This window comes from Type-E symbiont of Plautia stali (genome assembly GCF_059731115.1).
Genome location: NZ_AP035906.1, coordinates 2,523,333 through 2,545,551 on the forward strand (window position 1 = coordinate 2,523,333; position 22,219 = coordinate 2,545,551).

21 protein-coding genes and 1 tRNA gene are annotated in these 22,219 nt (G+C 50.7%); 12 read left to right on the forward strand and 10 right to left on the reverse strand.

Annotated features, from left to right (window positions below):
• Positions 1-35: 35 nt before the first annotated feature.
• The 3 genes from AC6I8L_RS11635 to AC6I8L_RS11645 all read left to right on the forward strand — a co-directional run bounded on the left by AC6I8L_RS11635 (position 36) and on the right by AC6I8L_RS11645 (position 2,669).
• Complete coding sequence (locus tag AC6I8L_RS11635; RefSeq protein ID WP_058959886.1) at positions 36-269, forward strand: DUF2525 domain-containing protein; 234 nt, start codon at positions 36-38, stop codon at positions 267-269.
• 358 nt (positions 270-627) lie between these two features.
• Complete coding sequence (locus AC6I8L_RS11640; RefSeq protein WP_058959887.1) at positions 628-1,425, forward strand: mannosyl-3-phosphoglycerate phosphatase-related protein; 798 nt, start codon at positions 628-630, stop codon at positions 1,423-1,425.
• A 23-nt stretch (positions 1,426-1,448) separates the two neighbouring features.
• The gene (locus tag AC6I8L_RS11645; protein WP_034824481.1) at positions 1,449-2,669 is read left to right on the forward strand and encodes a glycosyltransferase family protein; all 1,221 of its coding nucleotides are present in this window, start codon (positions 1,449-1,451) and stop codon (positions 2,667-2,669) included.
• Here AC6I8L_RS11645 and dgcQ read toward each other — a convergent pair.
• The 6 genes from dgcQ to AC6I8L_RS11675 all read right to left on the reverse strand — a co-directional run bounded on the left by dgcQ (position 2,666) and on the right by AC6I8L_RS11675 (position 6,726).
• Positions 2,666-4,243 carry a cellulose biosynthesis regulator diguanylate cyclase DgcQ gene (dgcQ, locus tag AC6I8L_RS11650; protein WP_236699724.1) on the reverse strand — a complete coding sequence of 526 codons (1,578 nt, stop codon included), beginning with the start codon at positions 4,241-4,243 and terminating at the stop codon, positions 2,666-2,668. The genes AC6I8L_RS11645 and dgcQ overlap by 4 nt on opposite strands.
• Before the next feature lie 206 nt (positions 4,244-4,449).
• A complete protein-coding gene (locus AC6I8L_RS11655; protein ID WP_034824498.1) occupies positions 4,450-4,629 on the reverse strand; it encodes a YodC family protein in 180 nt (59 codons plus the stop codon).
• 180 nt (positions 4,630-4,809) lie between these two features.
• Positions 4,810-4,944, reverse strand: a complete 135-nt coding sequence (locus tag AC6I8L_RS11660; protein ID WP_255253243.1) for a hypothetical protein — start codon at positions 4,942-4,944, stop codon at positions 4,810-4,812.
• Between the two features lie 36 nt (positions 4,945-4,980).
• A complete protein-coding gene (locus tag AC6I8L_RS11665) occupies positions 4,981-5,892 on the reverse strand; it encodes a DUF808 domain-containing protein (RefSeq protein ID WP_034824501.1) in 912 nt (303 codons plus the stop codon).
• A gap of 11 nt (positions 5,893-5,903) precedes the next feature.
• Entirely contained in the window at positions 5,904-6,179 is a 276-nt protein-coding gene (locus AC6I8L_RS11670; protein ID WP_034824504.1) for a hypothetical protein, read from the reverse strand.
• 70 nt (positions 6,180-6,249) lie between these two features.
• Entirely contained in the window at positions 6,250-6,726 is a 477-nt protein-coding gene (locus AC6I8L_RS11675) for a very short patch repair endonuclease (protein WP_034824507.1), read from the reverse strand.
• 127 nt (positions 6,727-6,853) lie between these two features.
• Between AC6I8L_RS11675 and dcm the strand changes: the two genes are divergently transcribed.
• The gene (gene dcm / locus AC6I8L_RS11680) at positions 6,854-8,254 is read left to right on the forward strand and encodes a DNA (cytosine-5-)-methyltransferase (protein WP_479398856.1); all 1,401 of its coding nucleotides are present in this window, start codon (positions 6,854-6,856) and stop codon (positions 8,252-8,254) included.
• 122 nt (positions 8,255-8,376) lie between these two features.
• Positions 8,377-9,978 (forward strand): methyl-accepting chemotaxis protein, encoded by a 1,602-nt coding sequence (locus AC6I8L_RS11685; protein ID WP_058959889.1) that lies wholly within the window; start codon positions 8,377-8,379, stop codon positions 9,976-9,978.
• Positions 9,979-10,021: 43 nt separating this feature from the next.
• Here AC6I8L_RS11685 and AC6I8L_RS11690 read toward each other — a convergent pair whose 3' ends face one another.
• Together AC6I8L_RS11690 and AC6I8L_RS11695 are read right to left on the reverse strand one after the other, a co-directional pair.
• A complete protein-coding gene (locus AC6I8L_RS11690) occupies positions 10,022-10,270 on the reverse strand; it encodes a hypothetical protein (protein ID WP_058959890.1) in 249 nt (82 codons plus the stop codon).
• 76 nt (positions 10,271-10,346) lie between these two features.
• A complete protein-coding gene (locus AC6I8L_RS11695) occupies positions 10,347-11,045 on the reverse strand; it encodes a phosphohydrolase (protein WP_058959891.1) in 699 nt (232 codons plus the stop codon).
• A gap of 590 nt (positions 11,046-11,635) precedes the next feature.
• On the opposite strand from AC6I8L_RS11695, the gene AC6I8L_RS11700 reads away from it, so the two are divergent.
• From AC6I8L_RS11700 to AC6I8L_RS11725, 6 genes are all read left to right on the forward strand, one after another.
• The gene (locus tag AC6I8L_RS11700; protein ID WP_045815144.1) at positions 11,636-12,316 is read left to right on the forward strand and encodes an ASCH domain-containing protein; all 681 of its coding nucleotides are present in this window, start codon (positions 11,636-11,638) and stop codon (positions 12,314-12,316) included.
• Positions 12,317-12,486: 170 nt separating this feature from the next.
• A complete protein-coding gene (gene mtfA, locus AC6I8L_RS11705) occupies positions 12,487-13,254 on the forward strand; it encodes a DgsA anti-repressor MtfA (RefSeq protein WP_160868112.1) in 768 nt (255 codons plus the stop codon).
• Positions 13,255-13,357: 103 nt separating this feature from the next.
• Positions 13,358-13,433, forward strand: a tRNA-Asn gene (locus tag AC6I8L_RS11710).
• Between the two features lie 161 nt (positions 13,434-13,594).
• A complete protein-coding gene (locus tag AC6I8L_RS11715) occupies positions 13,595-14,845 on the forward strand; it encodes a tyrosine-type recombinase/integrase (RefSeq protein ID WP_058959892.1) in 1,251 nt (416 codons plus the stop codon).
• 634 nt (positions 14,846-15,479) lie between these two features.
• The gene (locus AC6I8L_RS11720) at positions 15,480-16,649 is read left to right on the forward strand and encodes an efflux RND transporter periplasmic adaptor subunit (RefSeq protein WP_058959893.1); all 1,170 of its coding nucleotides are present in this window, start codon (positions 15,480-15,482) and stop codon (positions 16,647-16,649) included.
• Complete coding sequence (locus AC6I8L_RS11725) at positions 16,646-19,837, forward strand: efflux RND transporter permease subunit (RefSeq protein ID WP_058959894.1); 3,192 nt, start codon at positions 16,646-16,648, stop codon at positions 19,835-19,837. Before AC6I8L_RS11720 ends, AC6I8L_RS11725 begins: the two co-directional genes overlap by 4 nt.
• Positions 19,838-19,891: 54 nt before the next feature.
• On the opposite strand, the gene AC6I8L_RS11730 is transcribed toward AC6I8L_RS11725, so the two are convergent.
• A complete protein-coding gene (locus AC6I8L_RS11730; protein WP_020078429.1) occupies positions 19,892-20,311 on the reverse strand; it encodes an Rrf2 family transcriptional regulator in 420 nt (139 codons plus the stop codon).
• Positions 20,312-20,422: 111 nt separating this feature from the next.
• Here AC6I8L_RS11730 and AC6I8L_RS11735 point away from each other — a divergent pair, with 111 nt between their 5' ends.
• Positions 20,423-20,797 (forward strand): hypothetical protein, encoded by a 375-nt coding sequence (locus AC6I8L_RS11735; protein WP_058959895.1) that lies wholly within the window; start codon positions 20,423-20,425, stop codon positions 20,795-20,797.
• 327 nt (positions 20,798-21,124) lie between these two features.
• Here the strand turns inward: AC6I8L_RS11735 and AC6I8L_RS11740 are convergent, their stop codons facing one another.
• Positions 21,125-22,069 (reverse strand): AraC family transcriptional regulator, encoded by a 945-nt coding sequence (locus AC6I8L_RS11740; RefSeq protein ID WP_236699725.1) that lies wholly within the window; start codon positions 22,067-22,069, stop codon positions 21,125-21,127.
• Positions 22,070-22,219 lie beyond the last annotated feature (150 nt).

Consider the following 22,219-nt stretch of genomic DNA (forward strand, 5'->3'; position numbering starts at 1 on the left):
TGATATAGAATCTCATCGCCTCTGGGAGGCCGACCATGACAACCGCAAAAGAGTACAGTGATAATGTGCAGCGCGAAGTGAACATTGACGTTGAAGCATTGCTGGAAGCGATTCAGAAGAAAACCTCAGGCGAGGTTAAAGAGTTCATGGAAGCGGAACACGCTCACCGGGTGAAAGTGAATGGTGAAGCCTATGACTCTTATATCGATCTGGCTGAAGCATTTGAACTCGATATCCGTGACTTCTCGATCACTGAAGTTAACCGTTGAAATCGATTTCAAAAAAATACCCGGCGGGATGGCCGGGTAAAATAAATCAGTGAATTCGTTACACCAGGAAATTCTTAACACCTGAGTCAGACTACGCTTTAGTCAACACAAGACAAGTCCCAATCTGGCGTATAAAACGAACAAAAAAGCATGACCTTCCCCATTTGTTACCGAAAACACCGTGTGCCTACTGTGTTTCTTTTATGCGCAATGTGTGTACGTCCCTAATCGTCACCCTGTAGATTTAAGATTTATCCTGGAAATTGACGTGAGCCACTCGCATAAAAGTGTGATCGTCATAACGCTATTATACTGATTACTCTCTGCTTTACGGACGCGCCTGGCGTAAGGAGTGTTGATGCTCAGACTTAACTCGTCGCTGATGATTGTGACCGATCTCGATGGCTCGTTGTTGGATCATCATGATTACAACTGGGATGCCGCCAGTGAATGGTTGCAGCGCCTCAAGCAGCAGGCGATTCCCGTGGTGTTCTGTTCCAGTAAAACGGCCGCTGAAATGATCCCCTTACAGAAACGCCTGGGTCTTTCCGGTACCCCTTTCATCGCTGAAAACGGGGCTTTTATCGCTTTTGATGGCGAGCAAATTGCAGCGGAGGAACCGGGTGAACACTATCTTGCGCTGTGCCGCTCTCTGAATACCCTGCAATCCACTTTCCGCTTCAGCGGTTTTCACGACTTTAGCGATGCGGAAGTGGCCCGCTTCACCGGATTAACCCTGGCCGAAGCCAGCCAGAGCCGACTGCGCAATGCTTCAGAAGTCATACTCTGGCGCGATGACAGTGAAAAGCTGGAGGATTTTCGTATGGCGCTGGCGGAACACAACCTGGCGCTCACCCAGGGGGGACGATTCTGGCATGTGATGCCAGAGGGCTGCGGTAAAGGCATCGCACTGCAGCAGCTGCAGCAGCATCTCGAACAGCGCAGTGGAGAGAAGCGGACCACCCTCGGCCTCGGTGATGGCCCCAATGATGTGCCGATGCTGGAGCAGGTCGATTATGCCGTGGTGATTAAAGGATTCAGTAAAACCCCGGTGATCCTCACGCGCCGCGATCAACAAAATGTCTATCACACCGCGCATGCTGGCCCGCTGGGCTGGCGTGAAGGGCTGGACTATTTTCTCGCGCAACCCGAATAACCCTCTGACCTAAGGATGAGAAAATGAGTGATTTTTACCAAAATGGTGTCATTACTAACTTTCATAATCTCACCCAACGCAGCGTTGAATCGCTGGAAAAAGAGATGGTACGTTTCGCGCGTAAACGCAAAATGGGGCTAATCCTGCCTTCCCTGTTCTCCGAACTGGAAGGTCCGGCGCTGGATAACATCGTCAATGAGCTGGCCAAAGTGCCTTATCTGGATGAGATCGTCATCGGTCTCGATCGTGCTGACCGCGACCAGTTTCTCTTTGCTCGCGAATTCTTTTCTCGTTTGCCACAACGCCATCGCATCCTGTGGAATGATGGACCCCGATTGAAAGCGCTGGATGCTGAACTGGATAAAGAAGGGTTGTCGCCTAGCCAGCCGGGTAAAGGACGCAACGTGTGGTTCTGCACCGGGTATACGCTGGCCTCGGATCGCACCCAGTGCGTGGCGCTGCATGACTGCGATATCGTCACCTATGAGCGCAGCATGCTGGCGCGCTTGCTCTATCCGCTTGCCAATCCAGCTTTCCAGTATGAGTTCTGCAAAGGGTTCTACGCGCGCGTCGCGGACGGCAAGCTTAATGGTCGCGTAGGCCGCTTGCTGGTCGGCCCGCTGCTGCGTTCGCTACAAAAAGTGTATGGCCATTCTGAATATCTGGATTACCTCACCAGCTTCCGCTATCCGCTGTCTGGCGAATTCGCCATGCGTACCCATGTGCTGAACGGCATTAAAATTCCCGGCGACTGGGGGCTGGAAATCGGCGTGCTGTCGGAGATTTATCGCAACTACACCACGCGACAAACCTGTCAGGTGGAAATTGCCGATAACTACGATCATAAACATCAACCATTGGCAGAAGAAGATGGCACCGGCGGCCTGAAACGTATGAGCAATGATATTGTCCAGTCGTTACTGCGCAAGCTGGCGACCATGGGCGTGCCACTCACCAGTGACTCATTCCGCGTGCTCAAAGCCACTTATTATCGCAATGCGCTGGATATGATGGAGATCTACAACCACGAAGCGACAATGAATGGCCTGAAGTTTGATCAGCATATTGAGGAGGCGGCGGTCGAGATGTTCACCCAGGCGATACTTGATGCCGGGCAATCCTTTATTGAGCGGCCCAATGAGAAACCTTTCATTCCCAGCTGGAGCCGCGTGCAATCGGCGTTTCCGGATATCCTGCAGCGGATTTATCAGGCGGTGGAGGAAGATAACGAAGGCAAGGTTTAATCTTCTGCCACCACGCGGTTGCGGCCGCCGGTTTTCGCCAGATACAGGCGGCGATCGGCGGTGGCTTGCAGGCTCTCGGCATGATAATCGCCCTGCTCTTCGCTGCCGGTCACGCCAGCCGACAGGGTGACGCTAAACGTGGTGCTGGCATTCACGAGAATCGTTTTTGCCGCTAAACGCGCACGGATGCGTTCCGCAACTGCACTGGCATCCGCCAACGTAGTTTCCGGCAGTACAATACAAAACTCCTCTCCGCCGATACGGCCCGCCACATCATACTTACGCAGCGTATGGCTAATCACGCCCGCCACCCGAATCAATGCCTGATCGCCTGCCGCATGTCCCCAGGTATCGTTCACTTTCTTAAAGTGATCGACATCCAGCTGAATCACCGCGAGGGGCGTTTGCTGCTGCTGGCTGCGGGCTGAGATCGCCACAAACTGCTCAAAGAACGCATTGCGATTGAGCAACCGCGTCATACCGTCGTAATTGGCGCGCCAGGTGAGTTTGGCGGATAGATCGTCCATACGGCGCACCAGACGAATAATGACCTGATGCACGACCAGCAGTAGCAGTACAAACAGCAACCACATGCCGAGCAAGAACAGCGATACGCGGCCCAGTTCCTGTGACATCCCCTGCCTCAGGCTCTGAATATTCACGATATACGCGTCCACATTCTTTAATTTGCTCCAGCTGGCAAACTGGGTGCCGAGGCGCATCACGCCAGCGGGCTGCTCTCTAATTTGCGCTTCCAGCCGCGACTGTTGCTCCGGCATTAGCGGTTGATCGTTTGGCGCATGCAAGCGGGTGATTTCATTCAGTGAGCGGTCTACCATCAGCAACTTGCCTTGCAGCAAGCTATGGCGTGCTTCGGCCATCAACCCATGTATCCGCGCCTGGGTGAAATCCATCGACAGTACACCGTACCAGTAACCATGACTGACGATCGGCGTGCTCACTGTCATCATTAACCCTTCGTTAAATTCACCCTGATAGGCTTCACTCCAGCGCAATCGACCGCGCTGCGGATTATCCGGTGCCTGATCGCGAAAATAGGGGCGCTCCGTCATGGTGGTATAGCTTTCTATCAGCTCTTGCGGACTTTGCGGAGGCCTTGAACTGATAAAAAAACCGGCGCGCGAGATATACCAAAAGCGTGAGTGAAAATCCTGTCCCGGGTCGCTGAACTGCATGATAAAGCTGAATTCCATGGCGGCGCGCAATTCCGCATTGATGTGATCGCTGTTGCGCAGCAGCAGGGGATCGCGCATTAACCAACTGTCACTCACGCCATTCAACGGCATACTGCGCAGGCTAGCCAACTTTAACTGCCAGGTCGTTTGCTGGCGCAATTGTTGAAAGCGGGTAATGGCTTCGCGCGTTTGACTCGAATCCAGCGGATGCATCAACGCATAGTTGAGCATTCTCTCGTAATATGTCAATTCATCGATGCTTTCCTGAAATCGGCTGTCGAGGTTTTTCTGGATTTCAGCCAGTTGTGCGCGCTGACGCTCCTCATAGTTATTTTTTAGCTCAATCGCTTCATGCACGGTAAGGAATGCAGAGAACAAAAAGACCGCCAGAAAGCAGAGATGCACCGGCAAAAAAGGATTACCTGTGCGTGGCGTCAAAGGCGAAGTGGGCATGGGCAACAGTTATTCAATCAAGGGCGGATGCGAAAAGTGTAGTCAGCAGGAGAAAAGTCGTACAGGCAGGGATCAAAGGAAAATCAGAGAGGTAAAAACGCAACGGGACGGATTGACCGTCCCGCACACGCTTAGCTGGCCAGCTGGCGCGCTCCGGATAAGTGACTCAGTTCGTCACTACGGAACGCCTCGCGTCGCACGCTGTAGCCATCATACCAACGACACTCTACCATTCCGCTGGCATAGCCGGTCACCACCATCGTGGGTCCGCCCTCTTTGTGCTGAACTTCATCACTGATCGCAAAGGTCATACCGCGCCCTCCCTTTTTCCGTTGAATGAACGGATAAAGTTATAGCAGCTGCACCCCATTTATGCCTATAGGATAATGTTATTACTGTGACGAAATCGGAATAAGCAGTGTAAAATGTTGTTTATAAAAAAAGCCGATAAAAATTATTATCGGCTTTGAAACACTTTCCCGGGTGGGAAATCAGATTTTGCAACCTTCGCAGTCCGCTTCGTCGCTGATATCAGCCGGGACTTCATTGGCTTTTTCAGCCGCTTTCGCTTCAGCCTGTTCCAGCTGCGCATCGATATCAAATTCAAACATATCGTCGTTCATCATCGTTCTCCTGACCCGTGATTGATAAATTCCTGCGCTTTATACCGATTTACCGCGTACTTTCGCAACCAGATTTACCGCCAACAGCACGATCGACCCAATGATAAAGCCGAGTACCAGATTGGCACCGTTGCTCAGCAAGGCGGAGATAACGCCATGGAAGCCGCTGCTGTACTCCTCAATCGCGTGATGCAACGGCGCGATACCGTGCACAATAATGCCGCCACCGACCAGGAACATTGCCACCGTGCCCACCACCGTTAACACCTTCATCAACCAGGGGGCCAGCGCCAATAGCGCACCGCCAGTCGCCTGAGCCAGCGTGGAGGACTTTTCCCGCAGCCAGTATCCGAGGTCGTCGATTTTCACGATCATCGCCACGATGCCGTAAACACCAATCGTCACCAGAATCGCAATCCCCGCCAGAATCAGCACCTGATTCAACAGCGGCGCTTCAGAGACAATCCCTAAGGTGATTGCCACAATTTCCGCAGAAAGAATGAAATCTGTGCGTACAGCGCCTTTCACTTTATCTTTTTCGAACTGGCGCGGATCCTGCTGCGCCAGCTTATCCAGACGCTGTTGACGTGCCTCCGGGCTGCTTTCTGCCTTATCGTGATTCAGGCTGTGCAGCACCTTTTCCACGCCTTCATAGCAAAGGTAAGCGCCGCCCAACATCAACAGCGGTGTGATTAGCCAGGGCGCAAACGCCGAGATAATCAGCGCCAGCGGCACCAGAATTAATTTATTAAGAAATGAGCCTTTTGCGACGCTCCAGACCACGGGTAATTCACGGTTGGCTTTTACGCCGGTGACCTGCTGCGCATTGAGTGAGAGATCATCACCCAATACGCCAGCGGTCTTCTTTGCCGCGACTTTGCCCATCACTGAAATATCATCAAGCAGCGTCGCAATGTCATCCAGAAGCGTGAGTAAACTGGTTCCTGCCAAAATAGTTATCCTTATTCCGGTTCGTGATCCTGACAACAGGGGCATCGCTCAACCGCCGTCACTGACATATCAGCGATGCCCGCACAGTCCCATTCGACGCGAAGTGTTTGCCCGGCAAGATCGCCAGCGTGCACATATTTGCTGACCGGACTTTCCGTCATTCCGCTGATCTCCTCGGTGGCCACCAGTTGCTCGCCTAAATAAATGCGTGCCGTTGCATGGGTGTTCACCATCCGCTCATCACGGAGTTGATACAGGCGTTTGACCGTCAGTTTGATGCTGCTCATGGCTCGATTCCGCGTCCCAGAGAAAGAGAAGATCTAAACTGTTATGGCGGCTAAAAGCAACAATCGCACGCTATTCAACACGATAGTGATGCAAGCCCTGATGATCGATTTCGCCACTGTGCATGGCGGCCAGCAGCCACTCTTCCAGTCGTTCAATCAACGCCTCATCTTCCAGGCGCAATTTGCCGCGCAGCGCACATTCCCAGACAATCAGTACCTTCCAGCCGCTTTGTTGTAACTGCCCGATATAACGGCGGTCGCGTTCAACGTTGCTGTTAATTTTGCCGTTCCAGAACTCAGTGCGCGTGGCGGGCATCTTGAATAAATAGCAGTGATGACGATGCCAGAAGCAGCCATGGACAAAGATGATCGCCCGCTCGTGTGGCAAAACAAAGTCTGGCCGACCCGGCAATGCTTTATCTTGTACACGATAGTTGAAGCCACGATCTTTCAAAATCAACGCGATACGCTGCTCAATCGCCGTGTCCTGATTGCGAATGGCACGCATATTTTTGCTGCGAATAGCTTGCGAATGGACGTCGACCATGGCGTCTCCTTTTTATTGGGGCTTATACAACTTTAGCGGTTTGGCGTGAAAGCGAAAGGCACGCGCAACAAGTGTATGAAGACGCGAGGAGTGATAGCATAGCGGCTTCACTGTTAAGGAAAAACGCATGCTTGCTATCGATCCCGCCACGACGGTTTCACCCTCCTCATTTTCTGCCCCTTCGGATGACGCCACATCGCTGTTAATGCAGGTTCTCGATATCTATGCCGCACGCGATGTGGTGCAAACCTTAACCGAGGCGGGCGGATGCGACTGGAGCGTGCCGCGTCTGAATCGTATTCGTCAGGGCAAAAGCGCCGTCCCTGCCCTTTCCAGCGATGAAGTCAGCAGCCTGCAAGCGTTGTTGCCTTCGCGCCCTGCGCATTACGCTGCGCCTAAATTTCAATTTGTCGATCTGTTTGCCGGCATCGGCGGGATTCGTCGTGGTTTCGAGCAAATTGGCGGCCAGTGCGTGTTCACCAGTGAATGGAATAAAGAAGCGGTCCGTACTTATAAAGCCAATCACTATAGCGATCCGCAACGGCATCAGTTCAATAGTGATATTCGTTTGGTGACGCAGCCCGCAGGACTCACTGACGAACAGGCGATTTATCAGCACATCGATCAAACCATCCCCGATCATCAGGTGCTGCTGGCGGGTTTTCCCTGCCAGCCATTTTCACTGGCCGGCGTCAGTAAAAAAAATGCGTTAGGTCGTGCGCACGGTTTTGAGTGTGAAGCGCAGGGCACGTTGTTTTTCGATGTTGCCCGCATTCTCGCTGCCAAAAAGCCGCCATTCTTCGTGCTGGAAAACGTGAAAAACCTCAAGAGTCATGACAAAGGACGCACCTTCGCCATCATTATGGCGACGCTGGATGAACTTGGCTACGACGTTGCCGATGCGGCCGATAGCGCAACACCCGATGCGAAAGTGGTGGATGCGCGCCATTTCCTGCCGCAGCATCGCGAACGCATTGTGCTGGTGGGTATTCGTCGTGACACCGGATTGAGCGACGGTTTTTCACTGCGCGCGCTTTCTCAACTCTATCCGCAGCAGGTGCCCACGCTGCAAAGCTTGCTGGAGCCGACGCCAGATGCGAAATACATCCTGTCGCCGACACTGTGGAACTATCTCTATCAATACGCCAAAAAGCACAAAGCCAAAGGCAATGGCTTCGGCTTTGGTCTTAACGATCCCCGCAATCCCAACGTGTGTGTTCGCACCCTGTCCGCGCGCTATTATAAAGACGGCTCAGAAATTCTGATCGACCGCGGCTGGGATCAGGCGCAGGGGGAAGCGGATTTCCAGCTCGCCAGCAATATGGCTCTGCGTCCGCGTCGGTTAACACCGCGCGAATGCGCCCGACTGATGGGATTTGAGGCACCGGGACAAAGCCAGTTCCGTATTCCGGTTTCGGATACCCAGGCATATAAGCAGTTTGGTAATTCAGTGGTGGTCCCGGTTTTTGCTGCTGTGGCACAGTTACTTTCGCCGCTTATCGAACAACATCTTAGCCAAAACACTTAGCGCCACAGGTCCACAATTTCCTTTAGGGACGCGTATTATGCTGTTTTGCGCTGAAACGCGTCTATTGTCACCAAACTGTCACGCCCGCTCTCAATACTCCTTTTTATTTTTGGGGGCGTTAGATGTCACTCCTTTCTGTAATCTCGTTACCGCTGCGTTTACGTACACGTCTTACCTGGCGTTTGCCGCTTTGGCTCACCAGTCTTCGTAACCAGTTTTTGCTGTTTATCGTGCTGTTCTGTCTCCTGCAGTTCGCGGGCGTACTGCTGCTCAGCAATCACGTTAATCAGACGCAAACGTCACTCCAGCAAGCCAACCAACTGCGGGAAAGATTGGCCCTGCTGGATAAAGCACGTATCGAATTGCTCACCGCCAGTGATAACAGCCACCGTGCTGGTATCTATTTAATGCAGGATCAGCAAAGTGGCTCAGTCGATAGCTGGAAAAGTCTGGCGGCCGCTTCTGATGATTCGTTAAAAAAAGCGCAGGCACTGTTCACCGCCTACCATGCTAAAGCAGACAGTCCGCTGGCTCAGGGCTTTGCGATGTTAGCGGAAGGTTTGCAAGAGCAGTTGAAAGGGTTAGCGGCCAATGACATCAATGCCTTCTTTATGGTGCCGATGCAGGCATTCCAGCAGCAGTTTAACGATGCCTGGTTCAGCGAGATTGAACAAGCCAACCATCAGTTGAGCAGCGTCAATCAAAATACCCTCAGTACGCTAAAGCAGAGTCGCAACATGTCGCTGATCGTCAGTGCCATTTTGATGGCGCTGCTGGTGCTGGCCTCCAGTCTGTTGATGCGCGGCGTGCTGTTGCCGCTGCGTCGTGCCAACCGGCAGCTGGAGCAGATTGCCACCGGTGATTTAGTCCCGAGTCATGATACGCCACGCCGCCAGTGCTTAGAGACGCGCCAGCTGTTTCAGTCGATCGAATCAATGCGTTTCGGTCTGCAGCAGATTGTCAGCGACATTAATACCGTTGCTGTGAGCGTGGCGGCGGGTGCAGAAGATATGCAGCAGCATAATGAACAGGTGATGCAGCAACACCAGGCGCAGAATGCCAGCTTCCACCATCTGTCACAGCGTTTACATCGCGTGTCTGAAGAAGTCGAAATTGGTGCGCAGTTCTCGCAGCAGGCCACGCAGGAGGCACAGTCAGCCGATGCCCTGATGCGCAACTGCGCCACGGAAGTCGACAATATGGAACTCAAAATGCAGCAGATCGTTACAGCTTCGGGTGATATCGCCGGAATTGTCGGCATGCTGGATAGCCTGTCGATGCAAACCCGTTTGCTGTCGTTGAATGCCGCGATTGAATCCGCCCACGCCGGATCGTACGGTCGCAGTTTCTCCGTTGTCGCCAAAGAGATGGGGCTGCTCTCGCAAAAGAGTGGTGAATCAACGCGTCAGATTGATGGTTTAATTCAGCACACTCAGCAGCATGTGAATGATGGTTTTGACAAAGTGAAAGCGCTGGAAGTGTTGTTTACACAAATCAGCAGTGCGGTTTCGGGGGTCGTAACGCAGCTCGATGAGTTGCAGCAAAATAGCACTGCGCAAAGTCACCGCGTCAGTAAAATTGCGCACGAAGTGGTGGAGATGAGTAATCAGCTACAGCAAAACGAAGCGCTCAACGCCCATCAGGTCAATTCGGCTACGCAACTGCGTGAACTCTCTGATCGCCTCGCCCAGCGGGCACAGCAATTCCGCGTCGATGCCGCTTGAGTACAAAGATAAAAAAACCCGTCAATGACGGGTTTTATATCGCTTATTTTTTCTTTTTGCCTTTCTTCAGCAGTGCACGTACCTGCTTCAGTTCAGACGCGGAGAGCTGTTCAGCCACCGCTTCTTCGGTATTCAGACTATCAACCGCCGGTTGCTCAACAGCATGTAAACTGGCCTGCAGGCGGTTAACGATCTCCTGACTCATGGAGATTTGGTTATCGGCGGCTAACTGTTTGATGTGCTCTTTCAGCGTCGGGTCAATTTTAATGGTTAAGTTAACGGTCTCGGTCATCTTCATACTCCCTTTTGATTTACAACAACGTAGCGGAAGAAGATGAAAGTTAACAGACTGTCATAAAAATTTAATATTAAGAGTGTATAGGGCTGAAATCCCTTAATACCGACTCATCAATGCTGGTGAGATTGCCCTGCAATTCCGCGCATAGCTTAGCCATATAGTGCACCAGGAAATCCGCGTTATGCTCCGCTAGCAGGCGTCCCGCTTCGGTTTGCATGGTTTCGGGTAAGCGTAAAAGTTTCTTCTGGAAGTGATCCAGCGTCCATTTCACATCGTCTAATTCACGCTCTTTTCCTAATGGATCCTCGCTGTCAAACAGCGGACGGCCCAACGCCCCGGCCGTATAGAAAACGCGTGCGAGGCCAATAGCACCCAGAGACTCGAGGCGATCGGCATCCTGAACAATTTTTGCTTCCAATGTCAGTGGCGTGATGCGTGCGCTGAAACTGTGCGCCTGGACGGCATGTGCGACGCCCTCGAGCAATTCCAGGGGGAAATCGGGAAAGTCCTGCTGCAAAATTCGGCGTGTCTCTTCAGCGGCATAGGTGGAAGCCAGATGGCGCTCTGGATGGTTTTTGGGAAGGTTAACCACATCATGGAAGTAACAGGCGGTGAGGACCACCATAGGATCGGCTGCACTGTGCTGCATGATGCGCGTGGCGCTCATCCAGACACGACGCAGGTGCGCGATATCATGGGCTTTATCATCGTGCAGCCAGTTTTGCTGCAGCCAGTTCTCGTAGCGTTGTTGCCAGCGGGTGAGTGACATCGTGCTTCTCCTTATTGCTGTTATAAAAGCACCGCCAATTCAGGGTGCTGCTCCTGGGGACATCATAGCGGTCTGGTCGTGACACTTTTTTTACATCCTTCCTGGATGTGCAAAGCGTAAAAATGCGATCCCGATCTTGTTATAGCGCTGTTAATGTCGCTTTCCCAGCGGAGATCATGTTTTAGGCATTTCCTTAGCGTCATTTCAGTTAAATAAATCTGTTAAACATGCGTAATCTATTTCTACCATCAACAATATTCACGCTTTTGAATTATTCCAGTTAATGATGCTAACTATCACAAGGTAAAAGCGATAAACACTCACGGGAAAATCTGAAAAGATTCCCATGCAGGCCGTTATAACGTACTGTATAGGGGATATTTCTGGTTCTTTATCGCCTGAGAAGGCATTTCCAGCATGTATTTTGCTTAAGCGCCATTTTTAAAACCGGAATATGCAGGAATAGCCTGATACTGAGGCGACAAATTATTAAGCAAATTGATTCAAACCCATTATGCTAACTCTCACATCTGCTGATGCGGGTGATTCGTCGAAGTTTTCCGGGTGAGTAACACTACATGAGGTACGTAATGAAAGAACGGCCGATTCTTTTTTCCGAACAGCGGGTCCGCGCCCTGCTGGTTGGCCAGCAGACGCAAACCCGGCGCATTATGAAAACCCAGGCTTTTGGCCCAGGCCAGGATCATCACGAAGGCGTGCATGCATTTGACGTTAGCGCCAACCATCTGCATGGCTATAAATTGATGTCGATGGCAGATGTCAGCTCTCACTGCCCGTTTGGCCAGGCGGGTGACCGATTGTGGGTGCGTGAAACCTGGCGCGGCCCCATCGTGCCAGAAGAACAACTCGCCGAATATGAACGCGATCCACTGCCGTTCCGTAGCCCGGCTTTCTGTCAGTATCGTTCCGACAGCAATGAACTGGGTCAGTTGGATGAAGATGTGGAGCACGCCGAGCAGTTTGGTTGGCAAACGGCGATTCATATGCCGCGCTGGGCCAGCCGTATTGATTTGGCGATTACCTCGGTACGTGCTGAAAAGATTCAGGACATCAGTGAAGATGACATCATGGCTGAGGGCGTACAAACGGATACGCACTTCCTGAATAACTTCTTTACGATGAACATGAACGCAGAATCGCCGAAAGAAGCCTATCGTAAAGCGTGGCAAAAGCAGTATGGCGCCACCAGTTGGGAAGTGAACCCGTGGGTATGGGTGATCGAGTTTCAACGCGTTGATCGCGAGAGTTAACTGTCTTCAGCCCTCCCCCGCCTGGGTGAGGGCAATTTTCCTGCTTTGCCATCTTAATCACAGAAAAAACCTGCAGTAACTGATTGAATACACTGCTTTGATTCCGCGCTGGCATTTTTCTTTTTGTCGCGCCAGGATAACCCTTTCCGCCCTGCAGAGTGAGTCGCGCGATGTTCAAATGGCCATGGAATGCGCAGGTAGATACCACTGTCACGGCGCTTCCCTGGCAACAGGCGCTGGCGCAACCGATCTTTTCACTGCTCACGACTGAAGAGCAAAGCGCCCTGACCACGCTTGCCCAACGCTTTCTACAACAAAAAAAAATCTCGCTGTTGAATGGGCTGCAACTCGATGAACGGCAGCTGGCACGTCTTGCCTTGCTGTTTTGCCTGCCCGTGTTGAAGCTCGGTCTGGAGTGGCTGGATGGCTTTCATGAAGTGTTAATTTATCCCGAACCGTTCAATGTCGATGACCGTTGGGAAGACAGCAGCGGCTTAGTCCATCAGGCTCCAGCGGTGCATGCCGGTCAAAGCTGGACGCAAGGCCCGGTGGTATTAAACGCGTTGGATATTCAGGACTCTTTCGATCTTTCCGGCTACAACCTCGTCATCCATGAAATTGCGCATAAACTCGATGCACGCGGCAGCGGCTATACCAGCGGTATTCCCGTGATTGCCTTACGAGATGTCGCCCAATGGGAGAAGGACTTGCTACAAGCGATGGAAGAGATAGAGGCGGAAGTGGAATTGGTGGGTGAACAGGCGGCAACCATCGATCCCTACGCCGCCAGCGATCCCGCCGAGTGCTTTGCCGTGCTGTCGGAGTACTTTTTCAGCGCCCCAGATTTACTGGCGGATCGCTTCCCTGCGATGTATCGCCACTTACAGCAGTTTTATCGCCAGGACCCGATGGCGCGTCTTGCAGCAGGTTCTGCTTAAATCGCGATCGCTTTGTACTATTGCTAGCCAGTTGAATACAAATGTATTTTTAGCTGTTGACACATTAATGAGGTGCCATTAATATGCGCCTCGTTCACACGATTCCTCTGTAGTTCAGTCGGTAGAACGGCGGACTGTTAATCCGTATGTCACTGGTTCGAGTCCAGTCAGAGGAGCCAATTTCCTGTTTTCATGCATCCTTGCGAATCATTATATGGTGTTGGCTCAACAGGTTAGCGTGAAAATTCTTCCCGGTGCATTTTGATTTTACCCTCCGCATCGGGAAAAATTGGTGGTCAAATCTGGGGTCAGGTTAGTTCGATAATGGAGTGACCCCCATATGTCCCTTACCGACGCGAAAATCCGCACTCTCAAGCCTTCTGATAAACCCTTTAAAGTCTCCGATTCCCACGGTCTGTATCTGCTGGTCAAACCGGGTGGCTCACGTCACTGGTATCTCAAGTACCGTATTAACGGTAAAGAATCCCGCATTGCGCTGGGTGCCTATCCTGCCGTCTCCCTCTCTGATGCGCGACAGCAGCGTGAAGGTGTCCGTAAAATGCTGGCGCTGAATATCAACCCGGTACAGAAGCGGGCTGCTGAACGTGGCTCAAGAACACCGGATAAAGTTTTTAAAAACGTGGCGCTGGCGTGGCATAAAAGTAACCGGAAATGGTCGCAGAACACCGCTGACCGTCTGCTTGCCAGCCTGAACAATCACATCTTTCCGGTTATCGGGAACCTGCCTGTGTCAGAACTTAAACCCCGTCATTTCATTGACCTGCTGAAAGGGATCGAGGAAAAAGGTCTGCTGGAAGTTGCGTCCCGCACGCGGCAGCACCTGAGTAACATAATGCGCCATGCGGTCCATCAGGGGTTAATCGATACGAACGCGGCAGCAAACCTTAGCGGCGTGACCACACCTCCTGTCAGACGGCACTATCCTGCCCTGCCACTGGAGCGGCTGCCTGAACTGCTTGAACGTATTGAGGCATATCATCAGGGCCGCGAACTTACCCGGCTTGCCGTCCTGCTGATGCTGCATGTGTTCATTCGCTCCAGTGAACTGCGTTTCGCCCGCTGGTCAGAGATTGATTTCACAAACCGGGTCTGGACGATACCCGCGACGCGAGAACCCATTATTGGCGTGCGTTATTCCGAGCGCGGGGCCAAAATGCGAATGCCGCATATCGTCCCCCTCTCAGAACATGTCATCGCCATTCTGAAACAGATTAAAGATATCACCGGTAATAATGAACTGGTCTTCCCCGGCGACCATAACCCGTATAAGCCAATGTGTGAAAACACGGTCAACAAGGCATTGCGGGTGATGGGCTACGACACAAAAAAGGATATCTGTGGCCACGGCTTTCGGGCGATGGCATGCAGTGCGCTGATGGAATCGGGTTTATGGTCAAAGGACGCAGTAGAACGCCAGATGAGTCATCAGGAGCGCAATACCGTGCGCATGGCTTATATTCACAAGGCAGAACATCTGGAAGCCCGCAAGGCGATGATGCAGTGGTGGTCCGATTATCTGGATATATGCCGTGAAGCCTACGTTCCACCATATTTCCTTATCAGAAAATAAAGCATTACGCCAGATAGTTCATGAACTATCTGGCGTAACAAATCAACCCCATATCGGCGTCAATTGATATGGTTTTTTTTAGTTTAAATCCCATGACTGCGAAGGAGTAATGACTCCTGTAAGGTATTTGCCTTTGAAAAAGGCTATTGCGGATGTTCTCTACAGAACATTCCATAGTCTTAAAACGGCCGACAAAGGAAAACTCTAAGAAATGCAGATCAGGCTCCTGACGTATCGAACACGCTGCTGGTTTAGGGCGAGAAGGTACTCGGCTATTAACTTGACGTGAACATTACTGTGTTTGCTTCCCAGCCCCACTCATTCTCCCGGTAAATCGGAATGTTATCAAGACTGATTACATAGCAAATAAAAACAACTTTCTCGTGAAAGATTGCATTCACTTTAACGGAATTGAAAACATCTCACGCAAAATATCATGTAACTTTCATGGTTTCATGTGATAAGCTGACTCATGTCCCTTGTAAAGTTACATGAGTTTATCTTTCCGATGCGAGTTTGCAACGTCTTATGGTGCGCACACATCACAAAGTAACGCAGGTAAACGCTGTGACATGTAGGGGCCAACAAACAACTTAACTTTACCTTTATAACCACATGATTTTTGGAATGATTTATGACTGTATCGTTCAAACGTCGCATGTTGTGCTTAACCGGTACACTGGCTGTCATCGGGCTGTTCCTTTCAAAACAGAGCGTCATACCCGGCGCGTATGCACTTGAGACATCAAACTTTAAAACGGTGCGAACTACGTCCGCAGTTGTTCATACGGTAAACGACTGGGCCGAATTCTCGGGAAAACTGGAAGCCACCGATGAGGTCGCTGTACGTTCAAAAGTTACAGGCGCGATTGTGGATGTTAAGTTCAAGGATGGTCAGTTGGTCAGGAAAGGCGACATTTTATTTATTATCGATCCAGCCCCTTATAAGACTGAACTGGCCCGGGCTCGTGCAGCATACGCGCAGGCAAAAGCGAAGCAGGACCTGGCATTGCTGGATCTGTCCCGTGGTAAAAAACTTATCGGGACCCATGCTATCTCACAGCGCGATTATGACGTTCTGAACAATGCCGCCCGGGAATCGAAAGCAGCCAGGGAGATTGCCGAAGCTGAGGTCGAGAGCGCCAGGCTCAGCGAAAGCTATACCCGGATCACCGCACCGGTAACTGGCCGTATTTCCAGAGCAGAACTGACAGTCGGTAATCTGGTCGCAGCCGGTATTGACAGTCCAGTTCTTGCATCCATTGTTGCTCTTGATCCCTTGTATGTCGCTTTTAATGCGGATGAACGAACCTATCTTAATTATATCGACAAGCTTTCAAATAAAGACAAACCTGAAGTGCTGGTAGGACTGGCTGATGAAAAAGATTATCCACATAAAGCCATTCTTCATTCTGTGGATAATCATCTCAGTACTGAAACCGGCACTATCAGGATGCGCGCACTTCTTGATAATCCATCATCAAGGTTGCTTCCCGGTTTACAGGCCCGGGTCAGACTCCAGACAAGCAAATCTTATACAGCAGTATTGATTGACCAGACACTGATCCGCACCGACCAGGACAGACGCTATGTTCTGGTAGTAGGAAACAATGACAAAGTTGAATATCGCCCCCTCGAACTGGGAAACAGACAGGGGGAACTGATTGTTGTGAAAAAAGGCCTCAATAAGGGTGACAGAGTTATTTCCGGTGGGGCGCAGTTGGTCAGTCCCGGTGAAACAGTCGTTGTCAGCAAAGACGAATCCCCTTCTTCAAAATCCCGGGAAGGAAATAAGTCATCATGAAAGTATCAAAATTCTTTATCGACAGGCCGGTTTTTGCTGGAGTACTGTCTGCGTTGTTCATTCTGGCAGGGATTATCGCCATATTTCGTCTACCGGTATCGGAATACCCACCGGTTGTCCCCCCATCCGTTATCGTTCATGCCCAGTATCCTGGAGCCAATGCCACCACGATTGCACAGACGGTTGCAGCTCCAATAGAGGAAACTGTGAACGGCGTAGAGAATATGCTGTATATGCAGTCACTTTCAAATGAGGATGGCAATCTGTATCTGACAGTGACCTTCAAACTGGGCACAGATCCCGATCAGGCTCAGCAATGGGTGCAGAACCGGGTGTCGCAGGCTCTGCCCCGGTTACCTGAAGATGTCCAGCGACTGGGTGTCACAACGAATAAAAGCTCGCCGAATATCACACTTGCCGTTCATATGATATCGCCTGATGGCAGATATAACGATAATTACATCAGTAATTACGCCATACGTAACATCAAAGACCAGCTCTCGCGTATTGAGGGAGTTGGCCAGGTATCAGTATGGGGCCCCGGTGGTTACGCGATGCGAATCTGGCTTAATCCTGATGCTATGGCTGCTCGCGGACTGACGACATCAGATGTCGCCTCTGCTATCCGTGAACAAAACGCCCAGTCACCAGTGGGAAGCGTTGGCGCAGCCCCTATGGCAGAAGAAACACCGTTACAGTTGTCAGTTAATGCCAGCGGTCGGCTTAAAACGGCTGAAGAATTTGGCAACATTGTGCTCCATGCCCGACAGGATACCAGAACGACATTATTGAAGGATGTCGCCCGTATTGAACTGGCCGCTGAAAATTATGCCATGCGTACTTACCTGGATAAAAAGCCTGCGGTAGCGCTGGCCATACAGGAGTCTCCGGGCGCAAATGCTCTGGAAATTGCCTCACAAGTAAGTCGCACAATGAAAGATCTGAAAAAACAGTTCCCTGAAGGACTGGATTACCAGATAGTTTATAATCCAACCAAATCAGTCAGGGCGGGTATAGAAGCTGTGCTTCATACTCTTTTTGAGGCCATTCTCCTCGTGGTACTGGTTGTTTTTCTTTTCCTCCAGACCTGGCGAGCATCAATCATTCCTCTGCTGGCTGTTCCCGTTTCGATAACCGGCACAATGGCATTTCTGTACCTTTTTGGGTTTTCAATCAATGCCCTGAGCCTTTTTGGCCTCGTCCTGGCTATTGGCATTGTCGTTGATGATGCCATTGTTGTTGTTGAAAATGTAGAAAGAAACATAGAAAGAGGCATGACGCCATATCATGCCGCCTGCAAGGCTATGCAGGAAGTCAGTAGTCCTATTATTGCGATCGCGCTGACGCTGAGTGCCGTATTTGTTCCGCTGGCTTTTATGAGTGGCCTGACCGGGAGGTTTTATCAGCAGTTTGCAGTGACAATAGCAGTTTCAACGATAATCTCCGCTATTAACTCCCTTACGCTCTCACCGGCTCTCTCTGCCATGCTGCTGAAGTCACGTGATTCAGACAGCGACTGGCTTACGCGCATTATGCATCGTAGTTGTGGACGGTTCTTTACTGTTTTCAACCGCCTGTTCAATAGTAGTGCCAGACGATATGAAAAAGGTGTTGGCGCGCTTGGCCAGCGCAAGATTCTGATTATGGTGATTTATGGCATTCTGCTGGCAATTACGCTGTTACTGGGCAGGTCTGTACCTGGGGGGTTTATCCCTGCTCAGGATAAAGAATACCTTATCAGTTTTGTGCAGCTTCCTGCTGGCGCATCATTGTCCAGAACAGACCGGGTACTGGAAAAAATGAATGAAATAGCACGAAGTGAGCCAGGAGTATCTTCCACATCTTCTTATGCTGGATTGTCTGTAAACGGCACCACCACAAGCCCTGGTTCCGGTCTGACATTTGTCCTCCTCAAGCCTTTTGAGCAACGGCCTGGCATCAGCGCAGATGATGTTGCCGCCTCTCTGAATGCCAGATATCAGTCACTTCCTGGCGCAGATTTTGCGGCCGTTTTCCCGGCACCACCCGTTATGGGTCTGGGCTCCCTGGGGGGATTCAAATTGCAGCTTGAAGACAGAGGAAATATCGGTTACGACGGAATGGCCGAAGTACTTCGACGATTTCAGGCAGAAGCAGCTAAATCACCTGTGCTGACGCCACTTTTTTCAACATACCAGAATAATTTTCCACAAATTAATGTCGATATTGACCGTAATCGCGCCAAACAACTTGGGGTGAACATCAGTGATATCACCGAGACATTACAATCCTATCTTGGCTCATATTATATAAATGATTTCAATATAATAGGTCGTGTATATCAGGTAAGAATGCAGGCCGACGCAGAGTTCAGGGCGACCCCGGAGGATATACTGAAACTACAGACCCGAAATGCCGATGGCAATATGGTACCGCTGTCTGCCATAGCCCGTATTGAGCCGACACACGGTCCTGAGCTGGTTACCCGTTATAACGGTTTTACAGCGGTCGATCTTAGTGGCGCTCCTGCTCCGGGCTATTCTTCAAGTCAGGCGATGGAAGAGATTGAACGTATAGCGATGAAAACACTTCCACCCGGCGTAGAGTATGAGTGGACAGACCTGACCTACCAGCAAATTCTTGCAGGCAACAGTGCCGTCTGGATTTTTCCACTATGTGTATTCCTAGTATTCCTGGTACTGGCTGCCCAGTATGAAAGCCTTACGCTCCCTTTGGCTGTCATTATGATTGTCCCAATGAGTATCTTTTCTGCACTTACCGGGGTATGGCTGACTCATGGGGACAATAATATCTTTACGCAAATTGGATTTATCGTCCTGGTCGGGCTCGCATCTAAAAATGCCATTCTTATCGTTGAATTTGCCCGTGAACTTGAGCTTTCAGGTAAGTCTGCCTTTAACGCGGTGAAAGAGGCATGCCGTCTCAGGCTGCGTCCAATTCTGATGACCTCACTGGCTTTCATCATGGGTGTAATCCCCCTGATGGTATCGCATGGAGCAGGCGCTGAGATGCGTCAGGCAATTGGGATATCAGTATTCTTTGGCATGCTCGGCGTCACCCTTTTTGGCTTGTTTATGACCCCCGTGTTCTACCTGTTAGCCCGACAAATATCAGGGAAACCACTGCACTCGGCCACTTTATCGGACGCGCCTGAGGAACGGCCGATAACAGAACAGGCTTCAGACTAAAATTTATGGTGACCTTTCAACAGCCGGACATTATATGATGCCCGGCTGTTGAATTTATTTATGTTTAAGGACTTCCGGCACAAGCTTATCAAGGGTAAGTTCAGCAAAGCGGTTCGTAATCAGACGTCTCGCCTCTTCAAGCGTATCACTTATTTCATTGTTAACTGCATCCTCTATCTGGCATTTGTCATGTTCAGTCGCCCAGCCTATTGAAAAAAGTTCAGTGCTGCCAATAGCGTGGAAAACCTGAAGGAGAGTGATGTCTCCGAGAGGTTTCTGGAGTGTCCAGCCACCTCCATGCCCTTTTTCAGAATGAATGATACCCGCCTGTTTGAGCCCCTGGAAAAGGCGTCTGACCACAACCGGATTCGTATTGATCATCGAGGCTATATCTTCGGAGGTAACGGGATCGCGGATTTTATCCATATGTATCAGCACGTGTAATGCACGGGACAGCCGGTGGTCTTTTCTCATTTTTTATCCTGTTTGCTGCGAAGTTTCTTATGAAACTTTCGTTGTTGCATAAGTGGCGCGATATCATGTATCTTATACTATTACATGAAATCCATACAGAGAGTATTTTTTATGTCATTCGATAATGTGTCAGAACAGTTATGGGTCTGCCTCGTCATTGCACTGATGTCCAGTTGCATTTCAATCACCGTCACGCAGCAGGAAATGTTTCGCCCGTTGCGTGAATGGATGGTCAAAAAAAATGCCATGATAGGCTACCTGTTCAGTTGTTTTTATTGTTTCAGTCACTGGGTGGTTTTTGCCGGTGTTGCAATTTACAGGCCCGTTCTTGTTCATTCAGGATTCTGGTTAATTGACCTTGCGGTTACAGCATTCTTTACCATAGGTTTAACGGCCATGTTCAGCGGGATCATCCTGAAAGTGATGAGAAACGCTATCGCCAAGGCAATTGAAGAAAAAGAAATGAAAGACAAGCTGGGTTTGTAAATCGAACGGAGCCTGAAAACCTGGTGATGAAAACAGGACGGTTAGCCCGGCAATCTGCGCATATAAATGGCACTACTGCTTTACGCTTTCGCACCAGGTTTTGCGATGTTTTTACGTTCGTCTTCCACGCAGCTCACAGAGGTACAGGTACATACTGGTTCTTGCTGCCGGTGTTGATGTGCCAGCAGGTGTTGCTGACATTTTTGTTACGAACGAAAATCCCACAGGTTATTCAGATAATCTTAATATCAGCATGAACTGTTAGCGTCCTGGAGTCTCAGTCCGGTTTACAGTAAACATTTGCGCATGAATATCGACAGTTGCAGATTAGTGTGTCGATGTCGCTGCTTCGAGTTGCGCAGGTTCCATCAGTGCGAATGCCGTGCGCATTTTACGTGTCTCCTCTCCGGGACTGCGACCAAACAGTCTTTTGAACTCTCGATTGAACTGCGACGCACTTTCGTAGCCGACCCGAGCTGCTGCCCCTGCTGCAGTAACGTTGTCCCGTATCATCATCAGTCGCGCCTGATGAAGACGTACTGACTTGATGTACTGAATGGGAGAAGTCGCCGCCACGGCTTTGAAATGCGCATGAAAAGCCGGAACGCTCAGGCCAGCTTCGTGCGCAAGTGAAGCCACATCTAGTGGCCGGGCGTAATCGAGGTGGATACGCTGTAACGTACGCGCGATACGTCCAAAGTTGCCATGACAGGCCAGCGCAGCACGAATGGCTCCGCCCTGTTCACCCAGCAGAACACGAAAAATCAGCTCTCGCACAATCCCCGGCCCCAGAACCCGGGCTTCAAGTGGTGAGAATAATACCTTCAGAAGACGAACTGTCGTATCTGCCAGCGTGTCGTCAAGTGGTGTGGAGACAATGCCAACGGGTGAACCTGATGCAGTGGCATGGTGATCGACAGCCATAACCAGGTCTGCCACAGCTGTCATATCCAGCCGAATGGACACAGCAAGAAAAGGTTCTGCCGGGCTGGCATCTGTCTCGCTTGAAAATGGCAGAGGTACTGACAGCACCAGGTAGTGCAAAGGGTCGTAGTGGTAAACCCTGTCAGCCAGGTAACCTCTTTTGTGCCCCTGACAGACAATAACAATGCCTGGTTCGTACAACACGGGGGTACGCCCCAGCGCACCGTCAGCACGCATCAGACGCACGCCATCCAGCAACGTACGGGTGTGACCTTCATGTGGGGCGAGCTGGCAAATCATAGCCGCCATTTCGGACTGTTGAGATATGGAGGTCAATCTTTCTGGCATACATCAGACCTGCTAATTGAATTTAATAATTATATTTTCACTCCCCGCGTGCTTAAAAATCAATAAAGAAAATAGGATTAGGCAATGACGCAAGAGTGTCAGGCCTGTCGCCGTATGTACCCTCTCTTTATGATACCTGCCTGTTTGATA

Bases quoted from the DNA above. Each gene is read 5' to 3' on its own strand.
- AC6I8L_RS11730 (WP_020078429.1), bottom strand. From the start codon at position 20,311: ATGAGAAAAGACCACCGGCTGTCCCGTGCATTACACGTGCTGATACAT.
- AC6I8L_RS11720 (WP_058959893.1), top strand. From the start codon at position 15,480: ATGACTGTATCGTTCAAACGTCGCATGTTGTGCTTAACCGGTACACTG.
- AC6I8L_RS11660 (WP_255253243.1), bottom strand. From the start codon at position 4,944: ATGATGAACGACGATATGTTTGAATTTGATATCGATGCGCAGCTGGAA.
- AC6I8L_RS11670 (WP_034824504.1), bottom strand. From the start codon at position 6,179: ATGAGCAGCATCAAACTGACGGTCAAACGCCTGTATCAACTCCGTGAT.
- AC6I8L_RS11695 (WP_058959891.1), bottom strand. From the start codon at position 11,045: ATGTCACTCACCCGCTGGCAACAACGCTACGAGAACTGGCTGCAGCAA.
- AC6I8L_RS11635 (WP_058959886.1), top strand. From the start codon at position 36: ATGACAACCGCAAAAGAGTACAGTGATAATGTGCAGCGCGAAGTGAAC.
- AC6I8L_RS11740 (WP_236699725.1), bottom strand. From the start codon at position 22,069: ATGCCAGAAAGATTGACCTCCATATCTCAACAGTCCGAAATGGCGGCT.
- AC6I8L_RS11725 (WP_058959894.1), top strand. From the start codon at position 16,646: ATGAAAGTATCAAAATTCTTTATCGACAGGCCGGTTTTTGCTGGAGTA.
- AC6I8L_RS11645 (WP_034824481.1), top strand. From the start codon at position 1,449: ATGAGTGATTTTTACCAAAATGGTGTCATTACTAACTTTCATAATCTC.
- AC6I8L_RS11735 (WP_058959895.1), top strand. From the start codon at position 20,423: ATGTCATTCGATAATGTGTCAGAACAGTTATGGGTCTGCCTCGTCATT.
- AC6I8L_RS11685 (WP_058959889.1), top strand. From the start codon at position 8,377: ATGTCACTCCTTTCTGTAATCTCGTTACCGCTGCGTTTACGTACACGT.
- AC6I8L_RS11690 (WP_058959890.1), bottom strand. From the start codon at position 10,270: ATGACCGAGACCGTTAACTTAACCATTAAAATTGACCCGACGCTGAAA.
- mtfA (WP_160868112.1), top strand. From the start codon at position 12,487: ATGTTCAAATGGCCATGGAATGCGCAGGTAGATACCACTGTCACGGCG.
- dcm (WP_479398856.1), top strand. From the start codon at position 6,854: ATGCTTGCTATCGATCCCGCCACGACGGTTTCACCCTCCTCATTTTCT.
- AC6I8L_RS11655 (WP_034824498.1), bottom strand. From the start codon at position 4,629: ATGACCTTTGCGATCAGTGATGAAGTTCAGCACAAAGAGGGCGGACCC.
- AC6I8L_RS11700 (WP_045815144.1), top strand. From the start codon at position 11,636: ATGAAAGAACGGCCGATTCTTTTTTCCGAACAGCGGGTCCGCGCCCTG.
- AC6I8L_RS11675 (WP_034824507.1), bottom strand. From the start codon at position 6,726: ATGGTCGACGTCCATTCGCAAGCTATTCGCAGCAAAAATATGCGTGCC.
- AC6I8L_RS11715 (WP_058959892.1), top strand. From the start codon at position 13,595: ATGTCCCTTACCGACGCGAAAATCCGCACTCTCAAGCCTTCTGATAAA.
- AC6I8L_RS11640 (WP_058959887.1), top strand. From the start codon at position 628: ATGCTCAGACTTAACTCGTCGCTGATGATTGTGACCGATCTCGATGGC.